The 23,943-nt window shown below is 41.2% G+C and carries 16 protein-coding genes; 13 read left to right on the top strand and 3 right to left on the bottom strand.

The genetic code is table 11. The annotated features are described in order from the left end of the window. Positions 1 to 112: 112 nt before the first annotated feature. Entirely contained in the window at positions 113 to 1,156 is a 1,044-nt protein-coding gene (locus HMPREF9007_RS07660) for a LacI family DNA-binding transcriptional regulator (protein ID WP_008762561.1), read from the top strand. Positions 1,157 to 1,197: 41 nt separating this feature from the next. Here HMPREF9007_RS07660 and HMPREF9007_RS07665 read toward each other — a convergent pair whose 3' ends face one another. From HMPREF9007_RS07665 to HMPREF9007_RS07675, 3 genes are all read right to left on the bottom strand, one after another. Then, on the bottom strand, positions 1,198 to 1,788 hold the full coding sequence (locus tag HMPREF9007_RS07665; RefSeq protein WP_008762560.1) for an FKBP-type peptidyl-prolyl cis-trans isomerase: 591 nt from the start codon (positions 1,786 to 1,788) through the stop codon (positions 1,198 to 1,200). An 11-nt stretch (positions 1,789 to 1,799) separates the two neighbouring features. Continuing rightward, positions 1,800 to 3,341: a glycine--tRNA ligase gene (locus HMPREF9007_RS07670; protein WP_008762559.1), complete on the bottom strand. Its 1,542-nt coding sequence runs from the start codon at positions 3,339 to 3,341 to the stop codon at positions 1,800 to 1,802. Between the two features lie 103 nt (positions 3,342 to 3,444). After that, positions 3,445 to 3,915: an HU family DNA-binding protein gene (locus tag HMPREF9007_RS07675; RefSeq protein ID WP_008762558.1), complete on the bottom strand. Its 471-nt coding sequence runs from the start codon at positions 3,913 to 3,915 to the stop codon at positions 3,445 to 3,447. A gap of 227 nt (positions 3,916 to 4,142) precedes the next feature. On the opposite strand from HMPREF9007_RS07675, the gene HMPREF9007_RS07680 reads away from it, so the two are divergent. The 12 genes from HMPREF9007_RS07680 (at position 4,143) to HMPREF9007_RS07735 (ending at position 23,941) form a co-directional block, all read left to right on the top strand. After that, on the top strand, positions 4,143 to 5,294 hold the full coding sequence (locus HMPREF9007_RS07680; protein WP_008762557.1) for a DNA-binding transcriptional regulator: 1,152 nt from the start codon (positions 4,143 to 4,145) through the stop codon (positions 5,292 to 5,294). Positions 5,295 to 5,401: 107 nt separating this feature from the next. Then, positions 5,402 to 6,580: a prolyl oligopeptidase family serine peptidase gene (locus HMPREF9007_RS07685; protein WP_008762556.1), complete on the top strand. Its 1,179-nt coding sequence runs from the start codon at positions 5,402 to 5,404 to the stop codon at positions 6,578 to 6,580. A gap of 386 nt (positions 6,581 to 6,966) precedes the next feature. After that, complete coding sequence (locus HMPREF9007_RS07690) at positions 6,967 to 8,064, top strand: DUF4434 domain-containing protein (protein WP_008762555.1); 1,098 nt, start codon at positions 6,967 to 6,969, stop codon at positions 8,062 to 8,064. 5 nt (positions 8,065 to 8,069) lie between these two features. Further along, entirely contained in the window at positions 8,070 to 9,476 is a 1,407-nt protein-coding gene (locus HMPREF9007_RS07695; protein ID WP_008762554.1) for a sugar porter family MFS transporter, read from the top strand. Between the two features lie 32 nt (positions 9,477 to 9,508). Beyond that, entirely contained in the window at positions 9,509 to 10,675 is a 1,167-nt protein-coding gene (locus HMPREF9007_RS07700; RefSeq protein ID WP_008762553.1) for an AGE family epimerase/isomerase, read from the top strand. Between the two features lie 46 nt (positions 10,676 to 10,721). Next, positions 10,722 to 13,877, top strand: a complete 3,156-nt coding sequence (locus tag HMPREF9007_RS07705) for a TonB-dependent receptor (RefSeq protein WP_008762552.1) — start codon at positions 10,722 to 10,724, stop codon at positions 13,875 to 13,877. A 14-nt stretch (positions 13,878 to 13,891) separates the two neighbouring features. Beyond that, a complete protein-coding gene (locus tag HMPREF9007_RS07710) occupies positions 13,892 to 15,577 on the top strand; it encodes a RagB/SusD family nutrient uptake outer membrane protein (protein ID WP_008762551.1) in 1,686 nt (561 codons plus the stop codon). A gap of 24 nt (positions 15,578 to 15,601) precedes the next feature. Then, entirely contained in the window at positions 15,602 to 17,461 is a 1,860-nt protein-coding gene (locus HMPREF9007_RS07715; RefSeq protein WP_008762550.1) for a DUF5018 domain-containing protein, read from the top strand. A gap of 129 nt (positions 17,462 to 17,590) precedes the next feature. Next, entirely contained in the window at positions 17,591 to 18,640 is a 1,050-nt protein-coding gene (locus HMPREF9007_RS07720; protein WP_008762549.1) for an SIS domain-containing protein, read from the top strand. 3 nt (positions 18,641 to 18,643) lie between these two features. Beyond that, positions 18,644 to 19,540 carry an ROK family protein gene (locus tag HMPREF9007_RS07725; protein ID WP_008767097.1) on the top strand — a complete coding sequence of 299 codons (897 nt, stop codon included), beginning with the start codon at positions 18,644 to 18,646 and terminating at the stop codon, positions 19,538 to 19,540. Positions 19,541 to 19,546: 6 nt separating this feature from the next. Continuing rightward, on the top strand, positions 19,547 to 22,309 hold the full coding sequence (locus HMPREF9007_RS07730; RefSeq protein ID WP_008762547.1) for a sugar-binding domain-containing protein: 2,763 nt from the start codon (positions 19,547 to 19,549) through the stop codon (positions 22,307 to 22,309). 18 nt (positions 22,310 to 22,327) lie between these two features. After that, positions 22,328 to 23,941, top strand: a complete 1,614-nt coding sequence (locus tag HMPREF9007_RS07735) for a beta-N-acetylhexosaminidase (RefSeq protein ID WP_008762546.1) — start codon at positions 22,328 to 22,330, stop codon at positions 23,939 to 23,941. The last annotated feature ends 2 nt before the right edge of the window (positions 23,942 to 23,943 follow it).

Here is a 23,943-nt window from a genome sequence, read left to right as displayed (position 1 = left end):
AGAGGGGCGAAAAAGCTACGTAACGGTTTACGTAAAAAATCTTTCTTTAAATGCGGAGATTTATCAGGGAATATGCTTTCTTTGCAGATAAATCTAAGTTGGAGACCTTCAGATGGAAAACCGGAAACATACTTCACTCAAAGACCTCGCCCAAGCATTAGGCGTATCCATCCCTACTGTATCCCGAGCGCTGAAAGACAGCCCGGAGATCAGCCGTGAACTTTGCGCCAAAGCCAAGAAGCTGGCCAAAGAGATGAATTATCGTCCAAATCCTTTCGCTATGAGTCTGCGGAAGAATGCGCCGCGCATCATCGGAGTGATCGTTCCGGATATTGTCACTCATTTCTTTGCCTCCATTCTGAACGGGATAGAGAACATGGCGATCGATAACGGATATTTCGTCATTATCACGACATCGCACGAGTCTTTCGAGCATGAAAAAAGGAATATAGAGAATCTGGTCAATATGCGGGTAGAGGGGATTATCGCCTGCCTGTCTCAGGAAACAACTGACTTTTCTCATTTTGCTGCATTGAAAGAGATCAATATGCCGCTGATTCTGTTCGACCGTGTTTGCCTGACCGATCAATTCTCGTCGGTAATAGCAGACGGAGCACAATCCGCACAAATGGCTACCCAGCATCTGCTGGACAATGGAAGTAAACGGGTGGCTTTTATCGGCGGTGCCAATCATCTGGATATTGTAAAAAGAAGGAAGCACGGTTATCTGGAAGCCTTGCGCGATAATCGGATTCCGATTGAAAAGGAATTAGTTGTCTGCCGGAAAATTGATTATGAGGAAGGACAGATTGCTACGGAAACATTATTATCTCTCCCCCAGCCTCCCGATGCCATCCTTGCCATGAATGACACATTGGCTTTTGCCGCTATGGAAGTAATCAAAAGGCACGGACTTCGTATTCCCGACGATATCGCCATCATCGGATACACGGATGAGCAGCACGCCAATTATGTGGAACCCAAGCTATCTGCCGTATCGCATCAGACTTATAAGATGGGGGAAACAGCCTGTCAACTGCTGATTGATCAGATTAAGGGAGACAGGACGGTCAAGCAAGTGGTGATTCCGACACATTTGCAGATAAGGGAGAGTAGCATTAAGGAGAATAATAAAAAAAATGCTGTATCTACGTAATATAGATACAGCACCTTTTACATATAGAGAGTTTTATCTTATTATTTCAACTCCGCTTCAGTATTAGCAAAATCAAGCAATGTGATATCAAAGACAAGAGCTGAATACCCCAAAATACCGGTAGTACCGCTACTTCCATAGGCATAATCCCAAGGGATATAAACCTTCCAACGATCACCAACTTCCATTCTCTGAAGCACTTCACCCCAGCCGGTAATTACCCCGCTGACCTGGAAAATGGTGGTAGGAGAATCTCCTTCACTTGGATCTTTCCCATCTACAACCGGATTATCTCCCTTAAAGTTACCATCAAAATATTCTCCTAAAATATTTGTTCCTTTATAATATACCTTCACATAGTCAGTATATTTAGGATTTCCCGCCTTTACTACATGATCAGTCATTGGCTCCATTTCCTTATAATAAATATAATTACCAGGAGCAGTCAACATCTCTATGCGTTCCAAGCCTCCTCTACCAGAAGCCGTAGCATAAACATTCGCAAGAGAGTCAATAAATGCCTCATTGCGCGCACGCCAATTATCGTATTTACCAACTTCTTCGGTTTCGCTACAAGAAACAAAAGCCAAAGCCAGTAATACTAAGGAGAATAAATAGATTTTTTTACTCATTCGTTAATGGTTTATTGTAAAGTTTTCAATAATGAAGTGATGCTCACTCTGTCTGCAATGATATTGTTCAGTTCAGAGATAGCTACACGCTCTTGCTGCATGGTGTCGCGATTACGCAATGTCACGCAGTTATCTTCTAATGTCTGATGATCCACTGTTACGCAGAACGGAGTACCGATGGCATCCTGACGACGATAACGCTTGCCGATGCTGTCTTTTTCGTCATACTGGCAGTGGAAGTGGAACTTCAGAGCGTCGATGATCTCACGGGCCTTTTCAGGCAGACCGTCTTTCTTGATCAACGGCATAACAGCCAGTTTCACCGGAGCAAGGGCAGCAGGCAATTTCAGCACAACACGGCTTTCTCCGTTTTCCAGTTGCTCTTCGCAATAAGCAGCGCTCATGATGCTCAGGAACATACGGTCTACACCGATAGAAGTTTCAATCACATACGGAGTGTATGATTCATTCAATTCCGGATCGAAGTATTTGATGCTCTTGCCGGAGAATTTCTCATGCTGAGACAAGTCGAAGTTCGTACGGGAGTGGATACCTTCCACTTCTTTGAAACCGAATGGCATCAGGAACTCGATATCTGTTGCAGCATTGGCATAGTGAGCCAATTTATCGTGGTCGTGATAGCGGTAGCTGGCATCACCGAAGCCCAGCGCTTTATGCCATTTCAGACGAATCTCCTTCCATTTCTTGAACCAATCCAGTTCCGTTCCCGGTTTTACAAAGAACTGCATCTCCATCTGTTCGAACTCACGCATACGGAAGATGAACTGACGGGCAACAATCTCATTACGGAAAGCCTTACCAATCTGGGCAATACCGAAAGGAACTTTCATACGACCGGTTTTCTGCACATTCAGATAGTTTACAAAGATACCCTGTGCCGTTTCCGGACGAAGATAAATCTTCATGGCACCGTCTGAAGTCGATCCCATTTCTGTAGAGAACATCAGGTTGAACTGACGAACTTCCGTCCAGTTCTTAGTACCGGAAATAGGACATACGATCTCTTCATCAACAATGATCTGACGAAGTTCATCCAGATTATTATCATTCAGTGCTTTTGAGAAACGAGTGTGAAGTGCATCACGCTTAGCCTGATGTTCCAACACACGTCCGTTGGTAGAACGGAATTGAGCCTCATCGAATGATTCACCAAACTTCTTGGCGGCTTTTGCTACTTCTTTATTGATTTTATCGTCATATTTAGCCAACTGATCTTCGATCAATACGTCAGCACGATAACGTTTTTTAGAATCCTTATTGTCAATCAAAGGGTCATTGAATGCGTCCACGTGTCCGGAAGCCTTCCAGATGGTAGGGTGCATAAAGATGGCAGAGTCGATACCGACAATGTTTTCGTGCAACAGCACCATGCTGTCCCACCAATATTTTTTAATGTTGTTTTTCAATTCAACGCCCATCTGACCGTAGTCATATACTGCGCCTAGTCCGTCGTAGATATCGCTTGAAGGAAATACGAAGCCGTACTCTTTACAGTGCGATACAAGTTTCTTAAAAACGTCTTCTTGTGCCATTTTCTTTTCTATATCTATTAATTTGAATTACCTTTTTTCGTAAAAAGTGCCACAAAGATAGGCATTTATCTCATAAATAAGACAGGGAGGGTATTAATTTATCTTATTCTTCTGTTTGTTCCTGCTCCTGGTCTGCTTTCTTCATCTCTTTAGTCAACATACTTTCAGGCATATAATATTTAAAAGGGATGCGCATACACTTTGTTTTCTTCATGCGGTCACGAAGTGCACTGTTTGCCACAAAATAAACGCGGGATACCGATACTTGTCCCGGTGTCACTTGCTCGGGACGTTCAAAACCAGGACTGGTCAGAGCCGTTTGGAATGTGCCCAGCCCATCAATCGTCACAGACTGTCCCATAGAAAGCAAATAGCGGATGGCATCCGCCACTTCCACCAATATGCCTTCAACCTGACCACGGTGGAAACCTCCCCGCAGCTCCACCACTTGGGCTAGTTCTTTGTTCTGTACTCCGCCTCTATCCTGTATTTTACTTGGTACACCATACCATAACTCTTTTCTTTCTCCGGACGTCAAGTCCGCTTTCTTTCTTACTACATAAGGGATTGCCATGTCTTATACTCCTTTCTTGTTTCGTTTATATTTTCATTCTGTACCACATCCGGGTGTCAGCACGTATGACACCCGGATGTCAGACATCACAACACCCGGGTGTCGTACAGCACGAGACCCGGGTGTCATACATATCTTCTTCGCAACAAAGTTAGACTATTATAGAAAGAAAACAAACTAATATTTATATATTTGTTTCCATAAACTTTAATATACCCGCACACACTATGATAAAAATACTACTGCTGATCGATTATTCCAGTGAATTTGACAGAAAATTGCTCCGCGGACTTGTACAATATTCCAAAGAAAACGGACCTTGGCTTTTCTATCGGCTTCCATCCTATTACAGCGGCATGTATGGAGAAAAAGGTATTCTCAAATGGGCAAAAGAATGGAAAGCTGACGCCATCATCGGACAATGGAACAATGACACCGTCAATCTACTGAAAGAACTGAATATTCCGATTGTATTGCAGAATTATCACCATAGAAGCACTACTTACTCCAATCTGACGGGCGACTACAAAGGAACGGGCAGAATGGCCGCCCAATTCTTCGCCAAGCGGATGTTCCACAACTTTGCTTATTTCGGCATAAACGGAGTTGTCTGGTCTGACGAACGTTGCGAAGGCTTCCGTCAGGAAGTTAAACGGATAGGCGGCAACTTTTATTGTTTCGAATCCGATAAGCATGAAGACGAAATCAGAATAGAAGTAAGCCAATGGCTGCAAGAGCTTCCTAAACCCATAGCGTTGTTCTGCTGCGACGACTCACACGCACTATTCATTTCGGAAACCTGCAAGATAAGTAACATACACATACCGGAAGAAATCTCCCTGTTAGGAGTCGACAATGATGACTTGATCTGCAATATTTCCGATCCTCCCATCTCCTCCATAGAACTGGAAGTAGAAAGAGGAGGATATTCCATAGGCAGGCTCATTCATCAACAAATCAAAAAGGAACATGAAGGGACCTTCAATATCGTCATCAACCCTATCCGCATAGAATTGCGGCAATCCACAGAAAAACATAATATAAAGGACCCTTACATTCTCGAAGTTGTAAAATACATAGAGAGTCATTACAATTCCGACCTGACCATAGAGTCTTTGTTGGCACAGATTCCGCTCTCACGCAGAAATTTTGAAGTGAAATTCAAAAATGCGATGCATACTTCCATCTATCAGTATATCTTAAACTGCCGGGTCAACCATCTGGCCGATTTACTTCTTACTACAGATCGTTCATTGGCAGACATTGCAACGGAAGCCGGATTCAAAGACTATAATAATATTTCCCGGATTTTCAAAAAGTTCAAAGGATGTTCCCCTTTGGAATATCGGGAGAAAAAATCACGAACAGATAAAAAATAAATTATTCGTTTTTCGAATATAGCTTTTCGTTTTTAGTACCGGAGGCATTACTAAAGTGGCATATCTTTGTTCGGTAAATGTTAACTCTCAAAGTCAATCTACAACTTATGGAGCAAAAGAAAATCGTGCTATTCATCCTGATCATTCATCTGGCAGCATTTCTAGCAGGATGCAGCGGAAACAAAAATAGCGGAAATAATGACTCCTCTGATCTATGGAATAAGTTATCGAGCTACTTCCGCACGCCCGCAGAATACGAAAATGTATATGGGAATTTTCGCTCTCCTTTATTATATTATAATGGGGATACAGTCAGAACCGTTGAAGACTGGCAAAGACGACGAACTGAAATCAAGGACAGATGGATGAGCCTGTTAGGACAATGGCCGCCTGTCATTACCGGACAAACATTTGAAATTCTGGATACTCTCCACCGTGAAAACTTCATGCAATACCGTGTCCGCTTCTACTGGACTCCCAACGAACAGACTGAAGGTTATTTGCTGGTTCCGGACAAAGAAGGCAAAAAGCCTGCCGTTATCACTACCTTTTATGAACCCGAAACGGCTATCGGATTGGGTGGAAAACCTTATAGAGACTTTGCATATCAATTGACGAAAAGAGGATTTGTCACATTATCAATAGGAACAACGAAGACCACAGAGAATCAGACATATTCCATTTATTACCCCAGCATTGAAAATGCAACTCTCCAACCACTTTCAGCATTAGCTTATGCAGCCGCAAATGCATGGGAAGTATTAGCCAAAGTACAGGACGTCGATTCTACAAGAATAGGCATCACAGGGCATTCTTATGGTGGGAAGTGGGCAATGTTTGCCTCATGCCTATACGAAAAGTTCGCTTGTGCGGCATGGGGAGACCCCGGAATTGTATTCGACGAAACAAAAGAGGGATATATCAATTACTGGGAACCCTGGTATTTGGGATATTATCCGCCACCATGGGAAAATACATGGAGTAAAAATGGGCATGATTATGCTAAAGGCATTTATCCGAAGCTCCGCAAAGAAGGATATGATTTGCATGAATTGCATGCGCTGATGGCACCTCGCCCATTTCTTGTTTCCGGAGGATACTCTGACGGAACAGACCGGTGGATAGCGCTAAACCATACAATAGCGGTCAACCGGCTCTTAGGATACCGCAATAATGTCGCGATGAGCAACAGAGTCAATCATGACCCAACCCCTGAATCAAACGAAATTATATATGATTTTTTTAAATGGTACTTGCATTCAGCAAATAAATCTACCAAAGAGTAGAAAGATGCGTTTTTTGAATACACTTTTTCGTTTTTTTGCGCAAAAAATCAACTCTGGATGCCTAACTTTGTTCTATCAATTCATCCAAGTAACCTAAATTACTTGACTAAAATGATTAGCCTATGAAAAATATACACTAGAAAACATAAAATGCCCCATCTGCGAATGGGGCAATATTAATGCCATATTAATAAAACTAATCATAAATTATCGCCCAATTAATAAATAACACAATAATAAATTCATAATTAATAAATTAAAAGTACTAACTCAAAGGAATTAATAAAGCTGGCAAATAATTCCGAGTTAGTAATAAATATTAAACTATTAAAAATTCAATAGGTTAAATATATACTAAAAAGAGTAGAAACTAAAAAAAGTAAACTATGGAAGCGAATAATCGCAGAGATTTCTTAAAGAAAGCCGCATTAGCGGGAGCCTCCGCCCTAATGGCTCCCACACTACTGGCCGCTGAAGGCAAAGATGGAAGTGAATTCGTTCTCTCTCCGAGCAAAAGGACGGACAGCAAATTAATTGTACCGAAGAATAACGGTCTGAAAATCACAGGCACTTTTCTAGATGAAATATCTCACGATATTCCACACCAGAACTGGGGAGAAAAAGAATGGGATCTCGACTTTCAGCACATGAAAAGGATTGGTATCGATACCGTTATTATGATCCGTTCCGGATATCGCAAGTTCATCACTTATCCGTCCAAATATCTATTAGGAAAAGGATGCTATATGCCTTCCGTGGATTTAGTAGATATGTACTTACGACTGGCTGAAAAATATAACATGAAGTTTTATTTTGGGCTGTATGACACCGGTCATTATTGGGATACACGTGATATGTCGTGGGAAGTGGAATATAATAAATATGTGATTGACGAAGTATGGAATACTTACGGTGAAAAGTATAAGAGTTTCGGAGGCTGGTATATTAGCACGGAAATCAGCCGCAATACCAAAGGAGCTATCGGTGCATTTCATACCATGGGTAAACAATGCAAAGATGTATCGAATGGCCTCCCTACTTTTATATCCCCTTGGATTGATGGTAAAAAGGCAGTCATGGGAACCGGAAAAATGACAAGGGAGGATGCTGTATCCGTAGAACAACATGAGAGAGAATGGAATGAAATTTTTGATGGTATACACGATGTAGTAGACGCTTGTGCTTTTCAAGACGGACACATTGACTACGACGAACTGGATGCTTTTTTCACTGTAAACAAGAAACTGGCAGACAAATACGGAATGCAATGTTGGACAAACGCGGAAACATTCGACCGCGATATGCCCATCCGGTTCCTGCCGATCAAATTCGACAAACTCCGCATGAAACTAGAAGCGGCAAAACGTGCCGGATATGATAAAGCAATCACTTTTGAGTTTTCTCACTTTTTAAGTCCGCAATCAGCTTATCTGCAGGCAGGACATTTATATGACAGATACAGAGAATACTTTGAAATCAAATAAACTATATGAAAACAACAATTAATCTGGGTTATATCATATTCCTTTCAGTCGTTGCTGCTTTAGGAGGCTTTCTGTTCGGTTATGACACAGCTGTCATATCCGGCACAATAGCTCAGGTGACACATCTGTTTCAGTTGGACACCTTGCAACAAGGATGGTATGTAGGATGCGCATTGATCGGATCGATTGTCGGTGTTCTCTTTTCCGGAATATTAAGCGACAGCATCGGACGTAAAAGAACAATGATACTTTCTGCCATTCTGTTTTCTACATCAGCAATCGGCTGTGCTTTTTGCATTGACTTTAACCAGTTAGTTGTTTATAGAATCATAGGTGGCATCGGAATTGGTGTTGTTTCTATTGTATCTCCTCTTTACATTTCCGAAGTTTCCGTCGCACAATTCAGAGGCAGGATGGTCTCCCTGTATCAACTGGCCGTAACTGTCGGTTTTCTAGGAGCTTACCTTGTCAACTACCAGTTATTGGCATATTCAGAGAGTGGAAACCACTTACCTATCGCCTGGTTAGAAAAAATAGTAGTTACAGAAGTGTGGAGAGGTATGTTAGGCATGGAGACATTACCAGCCGTAATATTCTTTATTATTATCTTTTTCATACCCGAAAGCCCCAGATGGCTGATAGTAAAAGGACAAGAAAGGAAAGCCACTTATATTCTGGAAAAGATCTACAATTCATTTAAAGAGGCTGATTTCCAGCTAAACGAGACAAAATCCGTCCTTGTTTCCGAGACCCGTTCAGAATGGTCTATCCTTCTGAAACCAGGTATTCTGAAAGCAGTCATTATCGGTGTATGTATTGCTATTCTGGGACAGTTCATGGGGGTTAATGCAGTTCTTTACTACGGGCCTTCCATTTTTGAGAATGCCGGTCTTTCAGGAGGGGATTCTCTGTTCTATCAGGTTCTTGTAGGACTTGTGAATACACTGACCACTATCCTGGCACTTCTCATCATTGACAAAGTAGGACGCAAGAAACTGATATATTATGGGGTATCCGGAATGGTCGTTTCATTGATACTCATTGGCAGTTATTTCCTCTTCGGAAATGCCTGGAATATTTCCAGCCTGTTTCTGTTAGCCTTCTTTCTGTCTTATGTTTTTTGTTGCGCCATTTCCATTTGCGCTGTGATATTCGTACTTCTCTCTGAGATGTACCCTACCAAAATACGCGGATTAGCAATGTCCATTGCCGGATTCGCTCTTTGGATCGGTACCTATCTGATCGGACAGCTAACCCCCTGGATGCTCCAGAATCTTACTCCAGCCGGAACATTCTTCCTGTTCGCCATCATGTGTGTACCGTATATGCTCATTGTCTGGAAACTCGTACCGGAAACTACCGGAAAGTCTCTGGAGGAGATTGAAAGATACTGGACCCGTTCGGAGCGGTAAAATAGACCTTATAAAATAAAAAACTAACAATTATGGATTTAAAAAAATTAGCAAACCAATACAAAGACGAACTACTGAATAATGTTCTTCCATTCTGGTTAGAGCATTCTCAGGATCACGAATTCGGTGGCTATTTCACTTGTCTGGATCGTGAAGGCAACGTATTCGATACAGATAAATTTATTTGGCTGCAAGGACGCGAAGTTTGGTTATTCTCAATGCTTTACAATAAAGTTGAGAAAAAACAGGAATGGCTGGATTGCGCTATTCAAGGCGGTGAATTTCTAAATAAATACGGACATAATGGGAACTATCATTGGTATTTTTCTTTGGATCGGGCAGGTAATCCTCTGGTAGAACCATACAACATCTTTTCCTATACATTTGCTACAATGGCTTTCGGGCAACTCAGTCTGGCTACAGGCAATCAGGAATATGCTGACATTGCAAAGAAAACGTTCGATATTATTCTCTCAAAGGCAGATAATCCGAAAGGTAAATGGAACAAAATCCATCCGGGCACACGTAATCTGAAAAATTTCGCCCTCCCGATGATCCTTTGTAATCTGGCACTTGAAATAGAACACCTGTTGGACAAAGAGTATCTGAAAAAAACAATAGAGACTTGTATCCATGAAGTGATGGAAGTGTTCTATCGCCCGGAGCTAGGAGGAATTATTGTTGAAAACATAGGAGTGGACGGCAATCTCGTAGACTGTTTTGAAGGACGGCAAGTGACTCCCGGACACGACATCGAAGCGATGTGGTTTATCATGGATTTAGGAAAACGCCTGAATCGCCCTGATCTAATCGAAAAGGCAAAAAATGTAACCTTGACGATGATTAACTACGGATGGGACAAAGAATATGGTGGCATCTACTATTTTATGGACCGCAAAGGTTGCCCTCCCCAACAACTGGAATGGGACCAAAAACTTTGGTGGGTACACATTGAAACACTTATTTCCCTACTAAAAGGTTACCAATTGACAGGTGACAAACAATGTATGGAGTGGTTCGAGAAAATACATGAGTATGTATGGACGCACTTCAAAGATGCTCAATATCCTGAATGGTTCGGTTACTTAAACCGCCAGGGAGAAGTACTTCTGCCACTTAAAGGAGGCAAATGGAAAGGCTGTTTCCATGTCCCCAGGGGCTTATATCAATGCTGGAAAGTACTAGAAGAATTACAATAAATCTAATACCCAAAAACTTTTTTATTAACCAATTAAATTTTATCTTATGATGGAACAATGCTTTAAGCAAAAAAGTAGTTTCCGAACAATCAGAATCATACTATTCTCATTGTCGATGCTTTTTGCGTATGCCACAAATGGCTATGCCCAGAACATGGTTAGGGGAGTCGTCACAGACGTGACCGGTGATCCGTTGCCAGGAGTCAGCGTCGTTGTCAAAGGTACGACCACAGGTACCACTACCGATATTGACGGTAGATACTCTATCAATGCATCCAACACTGCCACTCTTGAATTCTCATACATCGGTATGAACAAACAAGAGATAAAAGTGAACGGACGCAGTACGATCAACATCATCTTAAAAGAAGATGTCGCTAATTTGGACGAAGTTGTAGTAGTAGGTTATGGAACACAAAAGAAAGCTCACTTAACCGGATCTGTAGCCACGGTATCTCAAAAAGATATGTTGAAAACAACTGCCAGTAATATGTCACAAACATTAGTCGGTAAGTTGCCCGGCCTTATTACCCAACAATCACTCGGACAACCAGGATCGGATGATGTTTCCATATTAATCCGTGGTTATTCTTCATTCAGCGGTTCAGGTACGGTACTTGTTTTAGTTGACGGAGTAGAACGAGCTATGGGACAAGTAGACCCGAATGACGTGGAGTCTGTTACCATCCTAAAAGACGCTGCATCTTGTGCCGTTTATGGTATGAAGGCAGCCAACGGAGTTGTGCTGGTAACAACCAAACATGGGCAAGAAGGTAAAACAGATATCACCTACAGAGGCAGTATGACTCTATCGCACGCTACCACTCTGCCTAAAATGATGAACGGAACCCAATATATGCAATGGTATAATCTGGCTCGCAAACTAGACAATAATGGCGTAGATAATCCATATTTTACCGACGAAGAAATTGCGGCAACTTATAACGGAGACCCTACCGATGGATTTGAAAATACAGACTGGACCTCCGACTTATATAAGACTACCCTTATGCACCAACACAATCTGTCTATAAACGGAGGTAGCAATAAGGTCAGATATTTCATCAGCGGCGGCTATTTACATCAAGATGGTATTATTAAAGGCAACAAAAACGAACGCAGCAATTTCCGTTCAAATATTGATGTACAAGCGACCAAAGACATTAAAGTGTCACTAAATACCGCAGCATTAATCAAAGATTATTATCAGCCGGGAGGATACTCTTATGGCAATCAGCAAGCCTATAGTATTTTCCATCAGTTGCTTTACTCTATACCTTTTGTTCCGAAAGAGTATGAAGGTTATCCTACTTCGGCATACCGAGGCGCAACCAGCGCAGCCAATCCGATCTATGGATCTGCAAATTCAGGATTCCAGGAATCTCGCACAGTCAGAATAGAAAGTTCCGCAAATGTCGAATATACAGCCCCATTCCTGAAAGGTTTGAAAGCAAATATGTTCATCAGTTGGGACTGGCAAGACCTGGCAAGTAAAACATTTGCTTATGCATATTCTGTCAATGCCTATGATTCTTCCACCAAAAGCTACAGCTATGTACAAAGTGCAAATCTGCTGGCAGATGGTAACCTATATCAGGGTGACCAAAAATCACAACAAGTAATATTACGTCCGACTATTTCATATAACAACAAATTCGGACTTCATGATGTAGGAGCCCTTTTCCTCTACGAACAAACTCAGGTAAAAAGCTCTGCACTGAATGCTAGTCGTACGGATTACGACTTATTCGATTTACCCGAAATATCTTTGGGAGATGCCCAAACTGCAACTAATAGCGGTTCTTCTGGGAAAAGTGCTTACGCCGCTTATGTAGGTCGTCTAAATTATGCCTACGCCAATAAATACCTGGCCGAAGCATCTTTCCGTTACGACGGTTCTTATAAGTTTGCCAAAGGACACCGTTGGGGATTCTTCCCTTCAGTTTCTTTAGGATGGGTGATGTCGGAAGAAGACTTTTTCAAAGACGCACTTCCTAAAATAGACTATTTTAAACTCAGAGGTTCGTTTGGTATTCTAGGTAGCGACAACGTTAGTGCTTTCTTGTACAGAAAATCCTACTCTTATACTAATAATGGAGTAGTATTTGGCAGTACACCTAACACTCAAGGAACACTTAGCAACACAGTAGCTTATCCAAATGAACGACTGACTTGGGAAAAAACAAAATCATATAACTTAGGTTTCGATCTTAGTGCCTGGAACGGTTTGTTGGGAGTTGAGTTTGATGTATTCTACAAATATACATACGACATTCTTCAAAGTGTTAGTAATATCTATCCTCCTTCTTTAGGTGGACACTACCCAAGTTCTGAAAATACAGGAACATTTGATAACCGCGGATTTGAAATTGCACTGAAACATCGCAATCGTATAGGAGAATTCAGTTATAGTTTGAATGGCAACTTATCTTACGCTCATAACCGTATCTTAAGCAGAACACAGGCGGATAACACATTACCCTGGCAAAGTGTTCTCGGATCATCAGTCGGTGAATTATGGGGATTAAAAGCATTAGGGTTGTATCAGAGTGAAGAAGAGATTGCCAATTCACCTCAAGTATCATGGAATACACCACGAGTAGGAGACATTAAATATGCCGATATTAACGGCGATGGAAAGATCGATTCCAACGACCGAATCAAAATATCACGTGGCATCCGCCCGGAAATGATGTTTGCACTAATGGCTGACGCTAATTACAAAGGCTTCGATTTATCTGTTCAGTTTCAAGGAGCGGCACTTTGTGATAAAATGCTTCAATACTCATGGCAAGACTTAAATGGCGCAACAGATATGACCCCTATGACAAGACCCTGGTATGCAAATTGGGACAACGCTCCTCTTTATCTGGTAGAAAACAGTTGGCGACCCGATCATACAAATGCGGAATATCCTCGCCTGACTGTCAGCAGTGTATCTCATTCAAACAATGCCCAACAATCGGATTTCTGGAAAAGAAATGGTGCGTATTTACGTTTGAAGAACGTGACTTTAGGATATACGCTTCCTAAAGCCTGGACCAACAAGATGGGCTTGTCAAACATCAGAGTTTATGCTAACGGGACTAACCTACTGACATTTACCGATTTCAAGTATATCGACCCAGAAAGTACAAATGTAGCAACAGGATATTATCCACAACAACGTACATTCAGTTTTGGTATAGATGTTAGATTTTAAAACAAATAGTTAATATGAAAAATATAAAAAAATACATTATAGGCATAGCAGCTAGCATTTGCTTGACACAATGTGATGTACTGGACGTAGATCCTACTGGCTGGTACAGCGAGAATGTAGCATATTCCTCACTGGAAAATGTAGACCTTTACGTCAAAGGGCTATATAGCGTGCTATATGATAATGCTACTATCAATATAGATTCTTACTGCTTAATGGACGATGGAGCTACAGATCTGTTAAAATACTCTTGGTATGGAGTGAACGGAGGTGCCATGAATAAATTCTTTTATCAGACGAATTATGTCACCGAAACGAGCAACTTCCGCTCCAACTGGAGTGGTATGTATACCCGTATCCGTCAACTCAACGAATATTTCTATGACCGAAGCAAAGGTTATGGAGATAACTTAGATCAGGATGAAATGAAAAAGCGTACAGCAGAGGTTCGTTTCTTACGTGCATTTGCTTACCAGGAACTGGTGCTCCGTCATGGCGGAGTTATCCTGCGTACTGATGAAGATTATGTAGACGGACCTGACGAAAGAGCTAAAGCACGTTCATCTGAATCAGATTGCTGGGATTTCATTATCAACGAATACACCCAGGCAGTACAAGACCTTCCGGAAAACTGGACAGGTACCAATGTGGGGCGTATTACCAAAGGAGCCGCTTACGGAATGAAAGCACGTGCAGCCCTTTATGCTAAACGCTGGGGGGATGCGATAGATGCCTGCAATGAAGTATTAAAATTGAATTACAGTTTATTGCAAGGAACGACTGCCAATGATTACTACAAAATATTCACCTCAGTCAATAATAGTGAGCTAATCCTTCCGGTTTACTTCCAACAGGGAAAGAACGCCAAGCAACATTCTTTTGACATCTACGTGTGTCCACCATACGACTGGAAAGCAGCCGGTGTTACAGAAGGAAGTGTAGGTGCGGCAGTCACTCCATCTGATGAATACGCTTCCTCTTTCGATATCAAAGTAAACGGTAGCTACCAATCTTTTGACTGGAGTAATCTCAGTTCCTACAACAATGCTCCATTTACCAATCGCGAACCACGTTTTTACGCCTCCATTCTTTATAATGGAGCAACATGGAAAGGACGTACTCTCCAGTTGTATGTAGATGGAAATGACGGATATATGGATTTTGCTACAACCGGACAAGATAATGTGCACAAATCAACAACAGGTTATCTGATTCGTAAGTTCGCTTCTGATGATACCAATATCAACTTTAGCAGCATTTTGAGTGGACAATACTGGATAGAAATGCGTTTAGCTGAAATTTACTTGATTCGTTCGGAAGCATATGCACGACAAAACGAGTTTGGAAAAGCCTATGCTGATCTGAAAACGATCCGTGACCGCGTCGGACTGCCGGAACTCGCCCAACAAAATAATTGGAGTGATTATCTGGAAGATCTGTCTAAAGAACGTATTTGTGAACTTGGAATGGAAGGACACCGATATTTCGACCTGATCCGTTGGGGAATCGCCGTAAGAACACTTGATCATAAACGTCTGCACGGCGTTAAGATAACACAGGCCGGTGGCAGTTTCAGTTACGCACGAGTAGAATGCGATACACAAGACCGTTTATTCCCTGAAAAATATACAATTTTCCCTATTCCATACACAGAACTTCAAGACAACACACTCTGTGAACAAAATGAACTGTGGAAATAATAATTATTTAATAAGAGAAAAATTATGAAAATAAAATATCTATTCACCGGGGTACTAATATCAATGCTAGCCTTCATGAGCTGCGAGGACCCGGACGATCTGGCAAGGACAGGCAGCGAAAATGTTACAGGACTAACCATAACCGGATGCTTAGCTTCTGATGAAAGTACCACATATAGTGCTATCGTAGACGAGGCAAGTAATACAATTACCATACAAGTTCCTTATTATATTTCAGATACGGAAAAAATACAAGGTGACCTGACACAAATGAAAGTTTCAGCCAGCCTGCCTGTAGGAGCAAAATTCTCCCCCAGCATTTCCGGCATTCGTGATCTGGTCAGTGGTTTCCAATCAACATTAGTCAAAGAAGATGGAAGCAAAATTACTTATACATTTAAGGCTGCTTATGTGAAATCAAAATTAGCCAGTATTAGTAAAGTAGAACTGACAGACTATTCACGTGCAACAATACGTATCGTCGAACCTGAGAGTACGGGTGGTACAGGAAAAATCATCATCTATAAAACCTCTTCAGCTATTGATGCAGCCTTGAAGTCTGCGGCATTAACAGTCTCTCCATGGGCTACTATCGAATCATCATCATTGGATCCGGCAACCGGCATTATAGATTTAAGTAACCAACCGACTATAACCGTTATTGCACAAAATGGAACAGACAAAACAGTCTATCAGACTAGTCTGGAACTCCCGGATCTATTACCTCAGGGAGTGGGCTATACAGCTTCATTATTTGGTTTCCAAATCTATACAGATGACACACATGGATTTGAGGTTGGAGCGAACCGTACAATGGCTGTTATTGACGACTATCTAATTATCAGTAATAGCACTGATTACAATAAAATGATTGTAATGGATCGTTATAACGGCAAAGTACTTGATGTAAAAGTCAACACTACAGGTATTGATGCAGGCCGCTCCATCCATGCTATTACCAGTGATGATGCTGGACATTTAGTAGCTATGGCATACACTAGTACTTTAGACGCCAATGTTACCGACCCAAACGTACGTGCCTGGGTTTGGCCTAACGGCATCGAGAATGCACCTAAGAGCATCGTTTATGCAAATATTAATGGGAGTACATTCGCCAATGCTCCTGTAGGCATTAATGGAGTCAAAAAACTAGAGCTTGGACGCACAATCTGCGTCAAAGGTGATCTGACTTCAGGGGATGCAATTATTGCCACATCAACCAAAAATGTACCACGTGCGGTTTTCCTTATGTTCAAAGATGGTGCAATGCAAGGCAACGCTTATGTAGAATGGGGCGGAGGAGCATCAGTCTCCATGTGGAACGCAACTAAAGTCATTCCATTGACAAATACTTCTCCACTAGGATATATTTGGGCCAGTGCCAACTTCCGGCAAGCAATTAATTACACTCCTATAGGCACAGGCGCACGCGCCATAGATTTCTCACTTCCAACATCACATTGGTGGTCCGGTAGCGCTACATATGATAAGAATGTCCGGGGAATAGGATATGTTGAATTTAACGGTACATGTTTGTTAGGCGTTCAAAATGGTCTGTCAAGCAATGGGGTTTGGTCCCACCGCCTATATGTATCCAACATCACGAATAATCCCGGAACTTCAGCAATGGCTAATGGCTTTATCTTCGATTCACGTGAAGGAAGTACAACAGGAACAGGCAGTATCCCCGGAACGGGGTATGCGGTAACTGGTATGACATCTTCAGCCTCGTTCGTTTCTGGCAAACAGGTACTTGGTACCAACGTTGATGAAACAGGAGATGTTGTATTCGGTCGAAGTGCTGATGGCAATGCCGTTCAGGTCTATATGTTGACTACGGATCAGGGACTATTTGCTTATGAAATTACCAGATTCAATTTATAAATGAAAATTTAAATATCATTTAAGATCATCTATAAACTACTCAGTAACAGTTGGCAATTACATATGAATAATTGCACAACTGTTGCTAAGTAGTTATTAAAGTCACTAGATTATAATTAAAAAAATCCGATGGTACAATTTTTCCAAGAAATACAAGAGCAACCGCAAGCACTTCTGCAGACGGCAAACTTCTACAAAAGCGTAGAAGGAAAATCCGTTTTGTCACAAATTTCAGAATTATGGTGTTCCGGCAAATATAGAAATATTCTGTTAACCGGTATGGGCAGTTCTTACTTCATCGCTAACGCAACTGCTTCTCTACTTAATTCATATAAAATCCCGGCATATGCTCTGAACGCAGGAGAATTATTGCATTATCAAATTTCATTAATTAGTCCAGAATCGTTGATTATATGTATTTCGCAATCAGGAGAAAGCTATGAAGTAATCAAACTAATAGAAAAGTTATCTTCAAACATCACAGTTCTTTCTATTTGTAATGAAAAAGATAGCAGTTTAGTCAAATTCTCTCGCTATAGCCTATTGTGCAAAGCTGGAAAGGAAGAAAAAACGTCAACAAAAACATTCATAACCTGTTATCAAGTAGCATATTTACTGGCAATGAAGTTATGCAATCAAGAAATCGACAGCACCCAATGGCATAAACTCAGTAAAATTATTGAGAACATGGTCAATGGAAATACTCCATGGATGTCGAAAGCTATTGAACTGATAGACGGCTCCACTTTTGTGCAATTAATAGGACGGGGACCAGTTTTTGCAGCTGCCAGCCAGAGTGCATTGATGTTCATGGAAGCAGCGCATACGCCTGCATCAGCTTTATTAGGTGGTGAATTCAGGCATGGCCCGTTAGAAATGGTAAAGAAAGGATTCATAGCCATTCTATTTGCACACTCGCAATCAGAAACCTACGAACAATCACTATCTTTAGTAAAAGATATCCTTAAATATGAAGGAAAAGTTATCTTTATCACCGATTCAAACTTAGTGTTTGAAAATGATAATTTATGTGCCATTACTATCCCAAGCACTAATGCTGAGTTATTTACAATCCCCTGTATAGTTCCTGTACAACTTCTTATAAATACATGGGCAACCAAATGCGGAATAATACCAGGAGAATTTACACATGGTGCCAAAATAACATCAATCGAATAAACTATGAGAATTGTGTATCCAAAGAAAATTGCAATTGGAGTCGATATTGGCGGGACTAAAATAAAAGCCGGACTTGTCGATATTAACGGACAGATAATCGGTATCCCCGAATCTATCCGGACTTTAGCGCACGAACCCGGTGAAATGATTATTGAGCAATTGACTCTATTAATCCGAAGAATGATACAACAAGCCGATGGAGCAGAATTAATCGGCATCGGCATCGGTTCTACCGGTCCATTAGATATCAACAAAGGCATCATTCTCGAATGCAATAACCTTCCAACGTTACACAATTACCCTTTACACAAAAAAATAGAATCAACTTTCGGACTTCCGGTCAAACTGGATAATGATGCAAATGCAATGATGTTAGGAGAAGCCCTATGGGGAGCCGGAAGAAACCTAAATTCAATACTAGGAATCACTCTTGGCACAGGCTTAGGAGCAGCTATAGTGGTAAACAGAAAAATTATTCGTGGAGCTACCGGTTGTGCCGGAGAAATCTGGCTGTCTCCATACAAAGAAGGAATGATAGAAGATTATGTATCGGGAACTGGAATATCAAATTTATATCAGAGAATTACAAAAAGAAAGATTTCAGGAGAAGAAATCAGTAAATTAGCCCGGGAAGGAGACATCAACGCATTAAAAGCATGGAAAGAGTTTACCCAGGCATTAGCTTATGCCCTTTCCTGGACTGTTAATATCGTTGATCCGGAAGTCGTAATTATCGGAGGCTCAGTTATGCATTCATCAGATATATTTTGGGATTCAATGGTATCTTTATTTAAAAAGTACATTTGTCCGCAAACTGCTGCAAGCATCCAGTTAAAGCCAGCAGGTTTAAAAGATAATGCCGGATTTATGGGTGCAGCAGCTTTAATGTTTGTAGAATAAATTGTTATGAAAAAATTACTTATACTCTATCCGTTTCTATTGTTTTGCTTGATAAGCAAAGCAGATAACCAGTTGAAATTAACCAATTGGGAAATAAAAAGTACAACCGAAATAAGCGAAAATGCGGAAAAAGTATCTATGCCTTCATTCCAAGCTACCGACTGGTATGAAGCCACAGTACCGACTACTGTTTTGAATGCATTAGTGAAACAGAACGTTTATCCTGATCCCAGAATCGGCATGAACAACTTTCTAATTCCTGATGTCTCTGATGAGTTTAATAAAAAAATGGACTTAGCTAAATACAGTTACCTGGGCAATGGAAAAAATCCTTGGCAGGAACCTTATTGGTATCGCACGACCTTCACTTTGCCTAAGCAATATAAAAACAAAAAAATATGGCTGAACCTCAATGGAATTAACTATCGTGCAGACGTATGGATTAATGGACATCAAATAGGGAAAAAAGAAGATGTAGTAGGCATGTTCCGCCGCTTCAAATTCGATATAACCGATTATATCCAGCCCACACAGAACTGTATTGCTATAAAAATATATCAAGTGGACCATCCCGGAACTCCTAACCCCGGAACACAATTTATAGCCTTTGGGCCTAACCGTGGTACGGCTTCCGATTTGTTCAAAGATGAAACATTAAAATTCACAGGTGGTTGGGATTGCGCCCCTGTAGTGCGTGACCGGAATATGGGTATTTATCAGTCCGTCACCCTGGAAGCAACCAGCCAGGTCACTATTGAAGACCCATATATTATCACTACTCTACCCCAAAAAGATACAACAGTTGCTGACATTACAATCAAAGCGACTGTACACAATCATTCGGATAAGATGATAAGCGGTAAAGTTAAAGCAACAATTCGCCTTATCAACGAATTAGTTTATCCGAGTTACACACGTAAACTGGCTGGAAGCATGAAACCGATAAGCGTAACTCTGCCTGTCACAATGCTCCCCAATGAAAGTAAAGAAATAATATTATCTCCCCAGAAGTTTTCCGTCTTATCTATACAGAACCCATACTTATGGTACCCAAACGGATATGGAGAGCAATATATGCACAGTCTCGATTTATCATTCGACATGAATAATGGGAAATCGTCCGATCGGGAGAAGGTAAACTTCGGAATTCGCGAAGTAACTTCGGAATTAATGAAAAACGGGGAAGAATATGGTCGTGTATTCTTTATCAATGGCAAACGCATCTTCTGTAAAGGGGGATGGATACAACCGGATGTACTTCTCGACGACTCACCCAAACGAATTTATGACCAGGCACGATTAATGGCAAATGCCAACATTACTTTGATCGGCAGTGAAGATATGCCTTCCCCTTCCGAAGATTGGCTAGATAGCTGGGATAAATACGGACTGATGAACTGGCATGTATTTTATCAATGCTACCGAATGTTCCCGGGACGTGACAACCAGCATAATCCTCTCAACAATGACTTAGCTATCGCTTGCGTGAAAGACATGGTCAAAAGATACCGTAATCATCCCTGTATCATTGCATGGTTCGGAGTTAATGAAGTGTTGGTAGATGAAGAATTGTATCATCCGACCAAAGAAGCCGTATTAAGCCTCGACACGACACGCCCCTACATACCGACTACCAGTATCAGTTGGGACGTAGACAAACTAACTCCTTATTTAAAACCGGACTTACCAACCGGTACTACCGATGATGGCGCTCCCGACTATAACTGGGCACCCTCCGATTACTACTTCGACAAAGTAGAAGAGGTTTATCTGCAAATGTTCAGAAACGAATTAGGCATGCCTTCCGTACCTGTATACGAAAGTTTGAAAAAGTTTATACCTACCATTGATAAGCCACTCGACCGGAGAAATCCGATTTATCCATTAGACAGTATATGGGCGGAACACGGAGCATGGGACACCAATAACTTCTGCTATCGTGCATACGACAATGCAATCCGAACCTTCTATAGCGACCCAGTCAGTAGCGAGGATTATGCATATAAAGGCCAGCTAGTAAGTTCAGAAGGGTATCGTGCCATGTTTGAGGCAGTCAACCACCGGATGTGGGATATCACAACAGGGATAATGATCTGGAAACTAAACTCTTGTTGGCCCGATGTCTGCTGGCAAATTTATGATTGGTATCTGTCACCCAATGCTTCTTACTATTTCTCAAAGAAAGCAATGGAACCCATTCATATTCAAATGAATGCAAATACGAACCGGATTTCTGTGATAAACGCTACTCATCAAGAATTTAAATCTGTTATAGCCAAAGCCAGAATCATAGACTATTCGATGAAAGAATGCTGGGCATACACAGATACCATATCCGTGGGCGCCGACCAATATAAAGAATTAGAAACCGTACCTCAACGAGGTGACCTTTCTGCCATATATTATATAAAGCTGGAATTAGAAGACTTAAACAGAAATCTTATTTCTGAAAACTTATATTGGCGTTACTCGCAACATCAAAATTTCTATTGGCTGGTAAATATGCCTAAAGTTACATTAAAGCAAGATTTAAAACTTCAAAAACAAGAAAAAGAGTATCAGATCACGCTTACTTTAACGAATGACTCTGATAAATTATCCTTTTTCAACCACTTAATGATACAAAGAGAAAAAACAAAAGAAGTCGTAAATCCGGTATTCTGGAGTGATAACTTCATTTCATTGTTCCCTAATGAGAGCCGTACCATCACTGCGACAGTGTCCATAGAGGATTTACATGGAGAAAATCCTATAATTATTATTAAATAACTAATAAAACCAAGAAACATGAAACTATTACTTACAACCTTGGCAATAGTCTATCTAAGTTTGTTCATGAGCCTGCAAGCACAAGAACAGGTACGGGTTATCCCCTATCCTGCTGAAGTCACCATGCAAGCAGAAACGTGTAAACTCAAATCGGGTCAGAAAATCCACTATCTGGATGCCAGTTTATATAAAGAAGCAGCATTCCTTGAAAAGAAACTCGCTGATTTAAACTATAAAATGAAAGTAATCCCCGGCAAAAAAGCTGCGAAAGGAATCAACTTATCATTAGACAATAGACTGCAAAACAAAGAGGGCTATCAGCTGATTATCGCCCCCAAACAGGTCCTAATCAAAGGAGGAAGTCCAGCTGGAGTTTTCTATGGTATTCAAACGCTATTACAGCAGTTAACCAACGGAGATCTAAGATGTGGAACGATAGAAGACGCCCCGCGTTATGAATGGAGAGGATATATGCTTGATGAAGCACGTCACTTTTCCGGCGAAAAAAGGGTAAAACAAATCCTTGACCTGATGGCATATTATAAGATGAATCGCTTCCATTGGCATCTGACAGACGCACAAGGATGGAGAATCGAAATTAAACAATACCCTAAACTGGCAACTATAGGAGGAGAAGGTTGCCATAGTGATCCAGATACACCGGCACAATATTATACACAAGAGCAGATCCGTGATATCATAGCATATGCCAAAGAACGTCATATTGAAATTATACCCGAAATAGACATGCCCGGACATGCCACAGCAGCCAATAAAGCTTACCCGGAATACTCAGGCGGAGGAACGGAAGAACATCCGGAATTCACTTTTAACGTCGGCAAAGAAGAAACTTATACTTATCTGACTAATATACTAAAAGAAATAGCTGCCTTATTCCCTTCTCCATATTTACATATCGGAGGCGACGAAGTAGCTTACGGAATCAAGGCATGGGAAACAGACCCACATGTACAAGCACTATTGAAACGCGAAGGGTTACAAACTGTAAAGGAAGCAGAACGCTACTTTATGCATAGAATGACAGATGTAGTAAACTCACTAGGTAAAACTTTAGTCGGTTGGGATGAACTTCTCGACTTGAATGTAAAGCAAGATAATACTATCATTATGTGGTGGAGGCATGATAAACCCGATTACCTGCGCAAATCACTGACCAAAGGATATTCGACTATCATGTGTCCGCGCAAACCGCTTTATTTTGACTTCGTACAATATAAAGACCACAAATGGGGACGAATCTGGGACGGATTCTGCCCAATAGAAGATGTATATGCTTTCCCCGACAAATGGTTTGCCGAATGGGGAGTGTCAGCCTCTGACCTCTCACATGTCAAAGGCATACAGGCCAATACATGGACGGAACTAATGCATACTAAAGATCGGGTAGATTTCATGATCTTTCCCCGCCTCTGCGCACTGGCAGAATCAGCTTGGTCCGCACCGACAGTCAAAGACTACGACAAGTTCCTGTCACGTATGGAAGATGCATTCACCTTATTTGATAAGCTGAATATTTATTACTTTGATTATCGTAATCCTCAGCACCATCCGGAACCGGCTGGTCCTGTCATCAAAAAGAAAGAAAAAATACAAATGGATTTCCGTGACTAAAA

Source organism: Bacteroides sp. 1_1_14 (assembly GCF_000162515.1).
Lineage (GTDB): Bacteria > Bacteroidota > Bacteroidia > Bacteroidales > Bacteroidaceae > Bacteroides > Bacteroides thetaiotaomicron.
Note: the sequence above shows the minus strand (reverse complement) of the source record. Positions and strands in the feature narration are given on the sequence as shown.